The organism is Achromobacter xylosoxidans (assembly GCF_002192695.1).
Classification (GTDB): Bacteria; Pseudomonadota; Gammaproteobacteria; order Burkholderiales; family Burkholderiaceae_B; genus Achromobacter; species Achromobacter xylosoxidans_C.
The window spans coordinates 13,648-25,920 of record NZ_MTLG01000055.1 but is presented as its reverse complement, the minus strand read 5'-3'; the positions used below and the strand labels follow the sequence as shown (position 1 = coordinate 25,920).

11 protein-coding genes are annotated in these 12,273 nt (G+C 66.6%); 5 read left to right on the top strand and 6 right to left on the bottom strand.

What is annotated here, in order from left to right; translation table 11 throughout:
- Nucleotides 1–143 precede the first annotated feature (143 nt).
- From BRO63_RS08870 to gcvA, 3 genes are all read right to left on the bottom strand, one after another.
- Nucleotides 144–962 (bottom strand): sulfite exporter TauE/SafE family protein, encoded by an 819-nt coding sequence (locus BRO63_RS08870; protein ID WP_088139452.1) that lies wholly within the window; start codon nt 960–962, stop codon nt 144–146.
- A gap of 106 nt (nt 963–1,068) precedes the next feature.
- Entirely contained in the window at nt 1,069–2,187 is a 1,119-nt protein-coding gene (gene mnmA, locus BRO63_RS08865; protein ID WP_088139367.1) for a tRNA 2-thiouridine(34) synthase MnmA, read from the bottom strand.
- Nucleotides 2,188–2,194: 7 nt separating this feature from the next.
- Nucleotides 2,195–3,121, bottom strand: a complete 927-nt coding sequence (gene gcvA / locus BRO63_RS08860) for a transcriptional regulator GcvA (RefSeq protein ID WP_088139366.1) — start codon at nt 3,119–3,121, stop codon at nt 2,195–2,197.
- Between the two features lie 192 nt (nt 3,122–3,313).
- Between gcvA and BRO63_RS08855 the strand changes: the two genes are divergently transcribed.
- The 5 genes from BRO63_RS08855 to BRO63_RS08835 all read left to right on the top strand — a co-directional run bounded on the left by BRO63_RS08855 (nt 3,314) and on the right by BRO63_RS08835 (nt 8,354).
- On the top strand, nt 3,314–4,303 hold the full coding sequence (locus BRO63_RS08855; RefSeq protein WP_088139365.1) for a Bug family tripartite tricarboxylate transporter substrate binding protein: 990 nt from the start codon (nt 3,314–3,316) through the stop codon (nt 4,301–4,303).
- Nucleotides 4,304–4,371: 68 nt separating this feature from the next.
- A complete protein-coding gene (locus tag BRO63_RS08850) occupies nt 4,372–5,247 on the top strand; it encodes an N-formylglutamate amidohydrolase (protein WP_088139364.1) in 876 nt (291 codons plus the stop codon).
- A 230-nt stretch (nt 5,248–5,477) separates the two neighbouring features.
- Complete coding sequence (locus tag BRO63_RS08845) at nt 5,478–6,596, top strand: Re/Si-specific NAD(P)(+) transhydrogenase subunit alpha (protein WP_088139363.1); 1,119 nt, start codon at nt 5,478–5,480, stop codon at nt 6,594–6,596.
- A 4-nt stretch (nt 6,597–6,600) separates the two neighbouring features.
- A complete protein-coding gene (locus BRO63_RS08840; protein WP_088139362.1) occupies nt 6,601–6,918 on the top strand; it encodes an NAD(P) transhydrogenase subunit alpha in 318 nt (105 codons plus the stop codon).
- Nucleotides 6,915–8,354 carry an NAD(P)(+) transhydrogenase (Re/Si-specific) subunit beta gene (locus BRO63_RS08835; RefSeq protein ID WP_088139361.1) on the top strand — a complete coding sequence of 480 codons (1,440 nt, stop codon included), beginning with the start codon at nt 6,915–6,917 and terminating at the stop codon, nt 8,352–8,354. Before BRO63_RS08840 ends, BRO63_RS08835 begins: the two co-directional genes overlap by 4 nt.
- A 36-nt stretch (nt 8,355–8,390) precedes the next feature.
- Here the strand turns inward: BRO63_RS08835 and glcF are convergent, their stop codons facing one another.
- The 3 genes from glcF to BRO63_RS08820 are packed head-to-tail and all read right to left on the bottom strand — an operon-like array spanning nt 8,391 to nt 12,259.
- Complete coding sequence (glcF, locus tag BRO63_RS08830; RefSeq protein ID WP_088139360.1) at nt 8,391–9,635, bottom strand: glycolate oxidase subunit GlcF; 1,245 nt, start codon at nt 9,633–9,635, stop codon at nt 8,391–8,393.
- A gap of 6 nt (nt 9,636–9,641) precedes the next feature.
- Nucleotides 9,642–10,748, bottom strand: a complete 1,107-nt coding sequence (glcE, locus tag BRO63_RS08825; protein ID WP_088139359.1) for a glycolate oxidase subunit GlcE — start codon at nt 10,746–10,748, stop codon at nt 9,642–9,644.
- 11 nt (nt 10,749–10,759) lie between these two features.
- Entirely contained in the window at nt 10,760–12,259 is a 1,500-nt protein-coding gene (locus tag BRO63_RS08820; RefSeq protein ID WP_088139358.1) for an FAD-linked oxidase C-terminal domain-containing protein, read from the bottom strand.
- Nucleotides 12,260–12,273 lie beyond the last annotated feature (14 nt).

The following is a 12,273-nucleotide window of genomic DNA, read 5'->3' as shown; positions in this document are numbered from 1 at the left end:
ATCCGTGCGGCCTGGCTTCTGCTTGGCCCCGCCTCCGCTCCGCCCGCGCTTCTGTTTTGCCTTTGCTTCTGCGCCGCCTTTGCTTCTGCATTGACGGCGCTTCTACGTGGACTGCGCCTTTCCCTCGGCGCAGCCCTGTCGGCTCAGGCGTTGAACGTCTGCCAGGCCTTGAACAGCATGTACGCGGCCAGCGCAAACAGCAGGCAGGCGAACACGCGCTTGAGCGTCTGCACCGGCAGGCGGTGCGCCATGCGCGCGCCCAAGGGCGCCGTCAGCACGCTGGTGCACACCAGCGCAATCAATGCCGGCCAGTAGATGTAGCCCAGCATGCCGGGACGTGATTCGCCCGAGTTCAGGCCCGACACCACATAGCCCACGCTATTGGCCAACGCGATGGGAAAGCCCAGCGCGGCCGAGGTCGACACCGCGTTGTGCAGCGCCACGTTGCACCAGACCATGAAAGGCACCGACAGGAAACCGCCGCCCGCGCCCACCAGGCCGGACAGGAAACCGATACCCGCCCCGGCCGCGCTGGTGCCCACCACGCCAGGCATCTGGCGGCTGGGCTTGGGCTTCTTGTTCTGCAGCATGCTCCAGCCGGAATAGCCGACGAACAAGGCGAAGAACAGCGACAGCCACAGCGTGCTGAGCGCGGCGAAGACCGCGCCGCCGGACAGCAAGCCGCCGATAATGATGCCCGGCGCCATCGCCCAGACGATGTTCCATTTGATCGTGCCGCGCTGCTGGTGCGCCCGCACGCTGGAAATGGAAGTGAACAGGATCGAGGTCATCGACGTGGCGATGGCCGCATGCACCACCAGATCGGCTGGCATGCCCTTCCACGCAAACAGCATCGTCAGGAAAGGCACCAGCAGCATGCCCCCGCCTATGCCCAGCAGGCCCGCGGCGAAACCCACCACGCCGCCCAGCACCAGCAGGCAAATCACCATCGTTACATCCACAACCGTCTCCTCTTTCTTCTTGGAAATGAACAAAGCCCCAGGGGCCGCGCCCGAGGGGCTTTGAGTAAAGTCTGCACACACCGCGCGGCGGATGCCGGCGCGGCGACTACAGGATGATGCCGCCGCCCAGGCAAACCTCGCCATCGTAAAGCACGGCGGACTGTCCGGGCGTTACTGCCCACTGCGGATCCGTAAAGCTCAGGCTGAAGGCGCCGTCGGCGGCGCCGTCCAGCCGGCAGGCGGCGTCGGCCTGGCGGTAACGCGTCTTGGCGCCATAGGCGCCGGGGGCCGGCGCGTGGCCGGCGACCCAGCTGGCGTCCTGCGCCCGCAGTTCGCCCGACAGCAACCAGGGGTGATCGTGCCCTTGCACCACGTAGAGCACATTGCGCTCCAGGTCCTTGCGCGCCACGTACCAGGCCTCGGCCGTGCCGTCCTCGCGCTGGCGCCCCTTCACGCCGCCCACGCCCAGGCCCTTGCGCTGGCCCAGCGTATAGAATGACAGCCCCTCATGGCGGCCGACCTTCTGCCCTTCCGGCGTCATGATCGGGCCCGGCTCGGTCGGCAGATAGCGGTTCAGGAACTCGCGGAACGGCCGCTCGCCGATGAAGCAGATGCCGGTGGAATCCTTCTTGGCGGCATTGTGCAGCCCGATCTCGTGCGCGATGCGGCGCACCTCGGTCTTGTGGATCTCGCCCAGCGGAAACAGGGTGCGCGACAGCTGCGCCTGGTTCAGCCGGTGCAGGAAGTAGCTCTGGTCCTTGGAGGCGTCCAGCGCCTTGAGCAGCTGGAACTGCGTGCCGCCGCCCTCGGCCGGCACTTCGCGCACCCGCGCGTAGTGACCGGTGGCGATGTGCTCGGCGCCCAGCGCCATGGCGTGATCCAGGAAGGCCTTGAACTTGATCTCGGCGTTGCACAGCACGTCGGGGTTGGGCGTGCGGCCCGCCGAGTACTCGCGCAGGAACTCCGCGAACACGCGGTCCTTGTATTCGGCGGCGAAATTGACGAACTCGAACTCGACGCCGACCAGGTCCGCGACGCTGGCGGCGTCCAGCAGGTCCTGGCGGGTGGAGCAGTATTCGGAATCGTCGTCGTCTTCCCAGTTCTTCATGAACAGGCCGACGACCTCGTAGCCTTGCTGCTTGAGCAGCCAGGCGGTGACCGAAGAATCGACCCCGCCGGACATGCCGACGACAACGCGGCCTTTCTTGGTTGATGTTTGACTCATGATGCGACTATTTTAGATCGGACTGGGCATCTTCCCGCGGCTGCGGCTCGGCCGCGCGCGACACTTCCATCAGCCAGGTGCGGAATGCCTGCAGGGTGGGCAGATTGGCCTTCTGCTCCGGATAACACAGGTAGTACCCCATGCGCGCCCGGATCGGCAGCTGGATGGCGACGGCCAGCTTGCCGTCGCGCAGCTCGTCCTCGATCAGGCAGCGCGGAATCAGCGCCACGCCGAAACCGGCCGCGGCCGCCTGCGACAGCAGCGCGTACTGGTCGAAGCGCGCGCCTTCCAGGCTGCGCCGGGTATCGCAGCCGGCCTGCTCGAACCAGTCGCGCCAGCCTTCCAGCGCCGAGGTGTGGTGCAGCAACGGGTAGGCCAGCAGGTCCGCCGGCGACGCACAGCCGCCTGGAATCAGGCGCGGACTGCAGACCGGCAGGATTTCGCGGCCGACGATGTAGTCCGCCCCGCTGCCCGGCCAGATACCCTCGCCGAAGCGCACGGCGGCGTCCAGCTCGGGCGTGGAAAAGTCATAGCCCTGGCGGTGGGGCAGGAATTCGACGTGGATGTCCGGGCGCAGGCGCATGAAGGCGGTCAGGCGCGGAATCAGCCAGCGCGCGCCGAAGGTCGGCATACAGGTCAGGTTGAGGGTGCCGCCCTGCCCCTGGTGCGCGATCAGCTCCACCGTGGCGGCCTCGATCTGCCCCAAGCCGGCCTGGATCTTGGTCAGATAGCTGCGTCCGGCCTCGGTCAGGACCAGGCCCTGCCTGATGCGCAGGAATAGTTCGATGCCGACGAACTCCTCCAGATGTTTCACCTGCTTACTGACCGCGCCCTGGGTGACACACAATTCCTGGGCCGCGCGCGTGAAACTGCTATGTCTCGCGGCGACTTCGAACGCCTGGAGATCCGTGAGTGAGGGACAGAATCGCCGCATGGATGAGGTACGTAAATTGTTTCAGGCCGTGCAGCAAAAACAGCCCTGTTCCGGACCGCCGCGAAAAGAGGCATGAAAAAAAGTCATAGCTTACGGAGAAACTTTCGTTTGCGCAAACCAGGCCGCCAGGAAAGAATCGTTGCGTTTGCGTCTGCCTTTGCGCAGCCGCTTTCCAATTCATTAGGGGAATCCATGCAACGCCGTAAAGTAGTAATGGGCCTGTGTGTCGCCGCCGCGACCCTGGCCGCGCCGCTGACCTCGGGCATCGCGCACGCTGAAGACGCGTATCCGACCAAGCCCATCCGCCTGATCGTTCCCTTCCCGCCCGGCGGCACCACCGACATCGTCGGCCGCCTGTTCGCGGACAAGCTGGGCAAGGAGCTGGGCCAGACCGTCGTGGTGGAAAACCGCGGCGGCGCCGGCGGCTCGATCGGCAGCGCCTTCGTCGCCAGCAGCGCGCCGGACGGCTACACGCTGGGCATCGCCACCGTCAGCACCCACGGCATCAACCCGGCCATCTACCCGAACCTGCCGTTCGACGGCGAGAAGGACTTCACGCCCATCTCGAACCTGGCGGCCGTGCCCAACATCATGACCATCAACCCGAAGGTCCAGGCCAAGAACATCGCCGACTTCATCAAGCTGGCCAAGAGCGAGCCGGGCAAGCTGACCTACGCGTCGGCCGGCAACGGTTCGGTCTCGCACATGATGGGCGAACTGTTCAAGATGGCGTCGGGCACCAACCTGATGCACGTGCCGTACCGCGGCGTGGGTCCGGCGCTGAACGACGCGCTGGCCGGCCAGGTCGACGTCATGTATGACAACCTGCCCTCCTCGCTGCCGCACGTGCAGTCCGGCCGCCTGATCGCCATGGCCGTGGCCTCGCCCAAGCGCGTGGCCGCCCTGTCCGACGTGCCCACGTTCGCCGAAGCCGGCCTGCCGGCCGTGAACGACGCCTCCTGGTTCGGCCTGGTGGCGCCCGCCAAGCTGCCCCAGCCCGTGCTGGACAAGCTGAACGCCGCCGTGCAGAAGGTCAGCGCCGAAGCCGACGTCAAGACCCGCCTGGAAGCCCTGGGCGCCGCGCCGGCCGCCAACACCCCGGCCGAATTCGCGGCGCAGATCTCGGCTGAAATCGCCAAGAACAAGCGCATCGCCAAAGAAGCCAACGTGAAGATCGACTAAGCGGTCTTCGGTCCCCGCGCGCCTCTCGGTGCGCGAGGACCTCCGATTCACGAACGCAACACCCCCTTATGCGAATTACCCAACCCCTGTCTTACCGGCTCGACCTCCCGCAGCAATATCCTGATTCGGACTCCTCGGCCCCCCTCGTGCTGGACTCCCCGCACAGCGGCACCGCCTACCCCCCCGATTTCGCGGCTGCGGTGGACTTTGGCGCATTGCGCACCGCCGAGGACACCTGGGTTGACGACCTGTGGGGCGACGCCATCGAAATGGGCGTGCCGATGATTGCCGCGGCGTTTCCGCGCGCCTACATCGACGCCAACCGCTCGCCCGACGAAATCGACGAATTGCTTTTGGACGCGGCCTGGCCCGACGCCATCAATGCCTCGCCCAAGGTCAAGCTGGGCAAGGGCCTGATCTGGCGCATGCTGGACGACGGCACGCCGCTCTACAACCGCAAGCTGACGGTGGACGAAGTGCGCCACCGCATCGACGCCTGCTGGAAGCCCTACCACGCCGCGCTGGGCCAGGTGCTGGACGCCGCCCACCAGAAGTTCGGCAAGGTCTGGCACATCAACTGCCACTCCATGCCCAGCGTCGCCGGCGCCTACGCCACCGACCGGCCTGGCCTGGTGCACCCCGACTTCGTGCTGGGCGACCGCGACGGCAGCACCAGCGATCCGGCTTTCCGCGAATTCATCGCCGCCTGGCTGCGTGAACGCGGTTACGACGTCACCGTCAACGACCCCTACAAGGGCGTGGAACTGGTGCGCGCCTTCGGCCGTCCCGAAGAAGGCCGCCACAGCCTGCAGATCGAGATCAACCGCAAGCTCTACATGGATGAAGTCTCGCTGCGCCCTTCTGAGAACTACGGCCGCCTGAAGGCCGATCTGCGCGAGCTCACCGCCGCGCTGATCACCTGGACTCGCGCGCAAACGGCTTGACGCCGGACGTTTGCGCGCAGGTGCCGGCCAGCGCAAAAGTCAGACTGGCCGGAGCAGTTGGGTTGCAAGACCCCAGCCCCATGGTTCGCCATGGGGCTTTTTTTCGCCCGAGCAACTCGTCGATCTAAGAGGGGGTTGGCGCCATTTACCCTATTGGCAATACGGCCGGGACACCCTTTCTTCTCTGGTTACCGTGTATAACTATTGCCAATTAATGAGGAGAGGCGTAGATGCACATCGGGATACCAAAAGAAACCCGAGACGGGGAAACTCGTGTCGCAGCAACACCGGAGACCGTCAAGAAGTATGTAGGCGGCAAACACACCGTCGTCGTGGAGCGCGGGGCAGGCACTGCCGCCCGCTATCTCGACGAGGCCTATGAGGCAGCGGGCGCCACGCTCGGCACCGCCCAGGATGCGCTGGGGGCAGAACTCGTCATGAAGGTGCGCGCGCCTTCCGCCGCGGAACTGCCCCAGATGAAATCCGGTGCCGTCGTGATCGGCATGCTGGATCCCTTCGACGCCGAAGGCATCCAGCAGATGGCCGCCGCCGGGCTCACCGGATTCGCGCTGGAGGCCGCACCCCGCATCACGCGGGCCCAGAGCCTGGACGTGCTGTCCTCGCAAGCCAACCTGGCCGGCTACAAGGCCGTGCTGCTGGCGGCGCACCACTACGGCCGCCTGATTCCCATGATGATGACCGCCGCGGGCACGCTGAAAGCCGCCCGCGCCGTCGTGCTGGGCACCGGCGTGGCCGGGCTGCAGGCCATTGCCACCGCCAAGCGGCTGGGCGCGGTGGTCGAAGCCTCGGACGTGCGCCCGGCCGCGCGCGAACAGGTGGAATCGCTGGGCGCCAAGTTCATCGACGTGCCCTTCGAGACGGACGAGGAACGTGAAATCGCGCAAGGCACGGGCGGCTACGCCCGGCCCATGCCGCCCGCCTGGATGGCGCGGCAGGCCGCGCTCGTATCCGAGCGCTGCAAGCAGGCCGACATCGTCATCACCACGGCGCTGATTCCCGGCCGCCCCGCCCCCACGCTGGTGTCCGCGGAAACCGTCGCGGCCATGAAGCCGGGCTCGGTGCTGGTGGACCTGGCGGTCGAACGCGGCGGCAATTGCCCGCTGTCCGAGAAAGGCCTGGTGGCGGAAAAGCACGGCGTGACGATCATCGGGCTGACCAACCTGCCCGGCCTGGTCGCGACCGACGCTTCGGCGCTGTATGCGCGCAACATCCAGGATTTCCTGAAGCTCATCATCAATGCGGACGGCGCGCTGGCGATCCAGCGCGACGATGAAATCGTCGCGGCCTGCCTGATGTGCGAAGGCGGCAACGTGGCGCGGAGGAATTAAAAGCATGGAAGCGATCAACCCCACCCTGATGAATCTCATCATCTTCGTGCTGGCCATCTATGTCGGCTACCACGTCGTGTGGAACGTCACCCCCGCCCTGCACACGCCGTTGATGGCGGTCACCAACGCCATTTCCGCCATCATCATCGTGGGCGCCATGCTGGCGGCCGCGCTGACCGAAGGCGGGCTGGCGCGCGGCATGGGCGTGTTCGCCGTGGCGCTGGCCGCGGTCAATGTGTTCGGCGGCTTTCTCGTGACCCGGCGCATGCTGGAAATGTTCAAGAAGAAGGACCGCAAGGCAGGCAAGGAGGAAGCGCAATGATCTCGCTGAACCTCGTCACCCTGCTGTACCTGATCGCCTCGGTCTGCTTCATCCAGGCGCTCAAGGGCCTGTCGCACCCCACCACGTCGCGACTGGGCAATGCGTTCGGCATGGCCGGCATGGCGATCGCCGTGCTGACCACGGCCGCGCTCATCGTCGCCCTGGCCCGCGACGGCGCCGCCACCATCGGCCTGGGCTGGGTCCTGCTGGGCCTGCTGGTGGGCGGCTCCATCGGCACGCTGATGGCCAAGCGCGTCGAAATGACCAAGATGCCCGAACTGGTCGCCTTCATGCACAGCATGATCGGCCTGGCGGCGGTCGCCATCGCGGTGGCCGTGGTGGCGGAGCCGCATGCCTTCGGCATCGTGCCGGCCGGCATGCCCATCCCCACCGGCAACCGCTTCGAGCTGTTCATCGGCACCTTCGTCGGCGCCATCACGTTCTCGGGGTCGGTCATCGCCTTCGGCAAGCTGTCGGGCAAGTACAAGTTCCGCCTGTTCCAGGGCGCGCCGGTGGTGTTCTCGGGCCAGCACATGCTGAACCTGGCGCTGGCGCTGCTGATGCTGGGCTGCGGCATCTGGTTCATGCTCACGCAGGAATGGACGCCCTTCATCATCATGACGATCATCGCCTTCGTGCTGGGCGTGCTGATCATCATCCCGATCGGCGGCGCCGACATGCCTGTGGTCGTGTCCATGCTGAACAGCTATTCCGGTTGGGCTGCGGCCGGCATCGGCTTCTCGCTGAACAACCCCATGCTGATCATCGCCGGTTCGCTGGTGGGTTCCTCGGGCGCGATCCTGTCCTACATCATGTGCAAGGCGATGAACCGCTCGTTCTTCAACGTGATCCTGGGCGGCTTCGGCGGCCAGGCCGGCGGCGCCGCTGCGGCGGGCGATGCGCAGCAGCGCAGCGTCAAGTCCGGCAGCCCCGACGACGCCGCCTTCCTGATGACCAACGCCGAAAGCGTGACCATCGTGCCCGGCTACGGCCTGGCGGTGGCGCGCGCGCAGCACGCGCTGAAGGAACTGGCGGAAAAGCTCACCGAGCGCGGCGTGACGGTCAAGTACGCCATCCACCCGGTGGCAGGACGCATGCCCGGCCACATGAACGTGCTGCTGGCCGAGGCCGAGGTGCCTTACGACCAGGTCTTCGAAATGGAAGACATCAACAGCGAGTTCGGCCAGACCGACGTGGTGCTGGTGCTGGGCGCGAACGACGTGGTCAACCCGGCCGCGAAGAACGACCCGAAGTCGCCCATCGCCGGCATGCCCATCCTCGAAGCCTACAAGGCCCGCACCGTGATCGTGAACAAGCGGTCCATGGCCTCGGGCTACGCGGGCCTGGACAACGAGCTCTTCTACATGGACCGCACGATGATGGTTTTCGGCGACGCCAAGAAGGTGCTCGAAGACATGGTCAAGGCCGTGGAGTAAGACGCCTGGCGCCGGATGCCGCCAGGCGTCCGGCGCCTAGGCGGCGCGCTGGCCCGCGGGCTGGCGCAACTGCTCGTCCACCACCTCGATCCAATGCCGCACCGGCGTGTCGGTGCCGCTTTGCAAGTGGCCGATGCAGCCGATGTTGGAGGACAGGATCACGTCCGGTCCGCCCGCGGCGATCGCGCCCAGCTTGCGGTCGCGCAGTTCCAGCGCAATCTCCGGATTCAATACCGAATAGGCGCCCGCCGAACCGCAGCACAAGTGCTTGTCGGCGAACGGCTGCAACGCAAAACCCAGATCCGCCAGCAATTGTTCCGACAGCGGCCGCAGGCCCTGCCAATGCTGCAGCGTGCATGGCGGATGGAATGCCGCGCGCGTGCCCGCCGGCAGCTGCGCGCGCAGTTGCGCCGCATGCGGCGCGACGATCTCGGCCACGTCCTTCACCAGTGCCACGATGTCCGCGGCCTTTTGCGCGTAGGCCGGATCGTGCCGCAGGTGATGCGCATATTCCTTAACCATGGCGCCGCAGCCCGAGGCGTTCATCACGATGGCCTCGACCTTGCCGTCCTGCAGCAGCTGCCACCAGGCGTCGACGTTGGCGCGCATCTGCGCCAGGGCCTCGTCCTGCGCGTCCAGGTGGAAACTGGCCGCGCCGCAACAGCCGGCGCCGGGCGCGATGCGCGCGCCTATGCCCACCGCGTCCAGCACGCGGATGGTGGCGGCATCGATGGTCGGCATCATGGCGGGCTGCACGCATCCCGCCAGCATCAGCACCTGCCGCGCATGGCCCGCCACCTGCGGCAGCGGTCCCACCGCGCGGCGTTCCGGCACCTTGCGCTTGAGCGCCTCCGGCAGCATGCCGCGCACCGCCTGCCCCAGCCGCATCGCAGGCGCGAACAGCGGCGACAGCATGGTCTTGCGCAGCAAGGTGCGTTTGGTTTTATCGGCCCAGCTGCGCGGCACGCGCTCTTCGACGATCTTGCGGCCGATATCCACCAGATGGCCGTACTGGACGCCCGACGGGCAAGTGGATTCGCAATTGCGGCAGGTCAGGCAGCGGTCCAGATGCTGTTGCGTGGACTGCGTGGGCTCGGCGCCCTCCAGCACCTGCTTGATCAGGTAGATGCGTCCGCGCGGGCTGTCCAGCTCGTCGCCCAGCACTTGATACGTCGGACAGGTCGCGGTGCAGAAACCGCAGTGCACGCACCGCCGCAGGATGGCGTCGGCCTCCTTGCCCAGATCGGTATCGCGTGCCCAGGATGCCAGATTGGTTTGCATGATGCCCTATAGATCCAGGACCAGGCGGCCGGGGTTGAACAGGCCGGCCGGATCGAGCTCTTGTTTGAGGCGGCGCGTGATCGAGGCGATCCCGGGCGCCAGCGGATGGAATACGCCGTCGGCCGGCGGCCTGCCCTGCCCGGCGCGGAACAGCGTGGCGTGGCCGCCCAGCCGCTCGGCGGTCTCGCGCAGCGCGGCGGCGTCTTGCTCGCCCGACAGCCAGCGCTGGCCTCCGCCCCATTCCAGCAGGGTCGGCCCCAGTCCGAGCGCGGCGGCGGTGGGCGGCAGGGCCAGGCGCCACAAGGGCCGGCCCGGCGCGAAGAAGGAATGCGTCTGCTCGCGCAGCGACCGCCACCAGGCCTGCGCCGCCTCGGGCGCCATCGGCGCCCCGCCTATCAGCTGGCGTGCGCTGGCGATCGCGGGCGGCGCGCCCGACAGGCGCACGGCCATCTGCCCTTCGGCGCCCTCATCGTCGCCGCTCCAGCTGGTGGCCGAGATCGGCAGGGGCTTGCCGCGCCACAGGGCGAAGCTGGCCAAGGCCTGCGCCTGCGTGGCGGGCAGCGCCAAGGTGATCTCTTGCATCGGCCGCGGCACGACCTTCAGGGAGACTTCGAGTATGGCGCCGAAGATGCCGTGCGAACCGGCCAACAGGCGCGACACGTCATAGCCCGCCACGTTCTTCATGACCTCGCCGCCAAACGAAAGAATGCGGCCTTCCGAATCCAGCAGTTGCGCGCCCAGGACGAAATCCTTGAGCGCGCCCGCGCTCATGCGGCGCGGGCCCGACAGCCCCGCCGCCACGCATCCGCCCACCGTGGCGGACACCGAGAAATGCGGCGGTTCGAAGGCCAGCATCTGCCCGTTCTCGGCCAGCGCGGCCTCGAGTTCAGCCAGCGGCGTGCCCGCGCGCACCGTCACCACCAGCTCCGACGGGTGGTAGCTGACGATGCCGCGATAGGGCGTCATGTCCAGCAGGCAGTGGCCGTCCTGCGGCGTCACCGGACGGTAGTTGCCATAAAACGCCTTGCTGCCCCCGCCCATCACAAACAGGGGTTTGTGGCCGGCACGGGCCGTCATGACCTGGTCGCACAATTCCGACAGGACGAAATCCATAAGGACGGGTCCTAGAAACGGGCGAGATCGGGGAAGCGCAATTCTCCCGCATGGACATGCATCTTGCCGTATTCGGCGCAGCGGGCCAGCGTGGGGATGACTTTTTCAGGATTGAGCAGGCAGGGCGGATCGAAAGCCCGCTTTACCGCCAGGAACGCGTCGAGTTCTTCGCGAGAGAATTGCACGCACATTTGATTTATTTTCTCCATACCCACACCGTGCTCTCCGGTCACGGTCCCTCCTACCTGCACGCACAGCTCGAGTATCGCGGCGCCGAATTTCTCGGCGCGCTCCACCTCGTCCGGCTTGTTTGAATCGAACAGGATCAACGGATGCAGGTTGCCGTCGCCTGCGTGAAAGACGTTGGCGCAGCGCAGGCTGAATTCGTCTTCCATCTGTTCTATGGCGCCCAGCACGCGCGCCAGATGGCGGCGCGGTATCGTGCCGTCCATGCAATAGTAATCGGGCGATACGCGCCCCGCGGCCGGAAAGGCATTCTTGCGTCCGGCCCAGAATTTCAGGCGCTCGGCCTCCGAGGACGAGACCTGGCAACGGGTAGCCCCAGCGTCGCGGAACACGGCCTCCATGCGCGCGATCTCGTGCTCGACCTCTTCGGGCGTGCCGTCCGATTCGCACAGCAGGATGGCTTGCGCGTCCATGTCGTAGCCAGCGCGCACAAAGGGTTCGACCATGTGCGTCGCGCGGCGGTCCATCATCTCCAGGCCTGCCGGGATCATGCCGGCCGCGATCACCTGGGTGACCGCGTTGCCCGCCGCTTCGACGCTGGAAAAGCTGGCCATGACGACCTGCGCGCAGGCCGGCTTGGGGATCAGTTTGACCGTCACCTCAGTGACCACGCCCAGCATGCCTTCCGAACCGATGAAGACCGACAGCAGGTCCAGGCCCGGCGCATCGGGCGCCTCGGAGCCCAGCTCCACCACGTCGCCGTCGATGGTCACGACCCGCACGCGCAGCACGTTGTGCACGGTCAGCCCGTACTTCAGGCAATGCACGCCGCCGGAGTTCTCCGCCACGTTGCCGCCGATGGAACAGGCGATCTGGCTGGAGGGGTCGGGCGCGTAGTACAGGCCGTAAGGCGCGGCCGCCTCGGAGATCGCCAGATTGCGCACGCCGGGCTGCACGATGGCCGTGGCGCTGGCCAGGTCTATGTGCTTGATGCGATTGAACTTGGACAAGCCGAGCAGCACGCCGCGGCTGTGCGGCATGGCGCCGCCAGACAAGCCGGTGCCGGCGCCGCGCGCCACCACGGGCGCATTCAGGCGTTTGCAGATGCGCATGACGGCCTGCACCTGTTCTTCCGTTTCGGGCAGGGCAACGACCGCAGGCAGCGCGCGATACAGGGATAGGCCGTCGCACTCGTAGGGGCGCGTATCCTCTTCGCGGAACAACACGCAGTGCGCGGGCAACACGGCCGACAACGCCTCGATGAGCTGCTGCAAAGAATAAGGCGCCTGCACTTGTGCCAGGCCGGTTTCGACCAAAGAATTCATGAGCGCAACAATAG

Bases quoted from the DNA above. Each gene is read 5' to 3' on its own strand.
- BRO63_RS08840 (WP_088139362.1), top strand. From the start codon at position 6,601: ATGGAAGCGATCAACCCCACCCTGATGAATCTCATCATCTTCGTGCTG.
- BRO63_RS08855 (WP_088139365.1), top strand. From the start codon at position 3,314: ATGCAACGCCGTAAAGTAGTAATGGGCCTGTGTGTCGCCGCCGCGACC.
- glcF (WP_088139360.1), bottom strand. From the start codon at position 9,635: ATGCAAACCAATCTGGCATCCTGGGCACGCGATACCGATCTGGGCAAG.
- mnmA (WP_088139367.1), bottom strand. From the start codon at position 2,187: ATGAGTCAAACATCAACCAAGAAAGGCCGCGTTGTCGTCGGCATGTCC.
- BRO63_RS08820 (WP_088139358.1), bottom strand. From the start codon at position 12,259: ATGAATTCTTTGGTCGAAACCGGCCTGGCACAAGTGCAGGCGCCTTAT.
- BRO63_RS08835 (WP_088139361.1), top strand. From the start codon at position 6,915: ATGATCTCGCTGAACCTCGTCACCCTGCTGTACCTGATCGCCTCGGTC.
- gcvA (WP_088139366.1), bottom strand. From the start codon at position 3,121: ATGCGGCGATTCTGTCCCTCACTCACGGATCTCCAGGCGTTCGAAGTC.
- BRO63_RS08845 (WP_088139363.1), top strand. From the start codon at position 5,478: ATGCACATCGGGATACCAAAAGAAACCCGAGACGGGGAAACTCGTGTC.
- BRO63_RS08850 (WP_088139364.1), top strand. From the start codon at position 4,372: ATGCGAATTACCCAACCCCTGTCTTACCGGCTCGACCTCCCGCAGCAA.
- glcE (WP_088139359.1), bottom strand. From the start codon at position 10,748: ATGGATTTCGTCCTGTCGGAATTGTGCGACCAGGTCATGACGGCCCGT.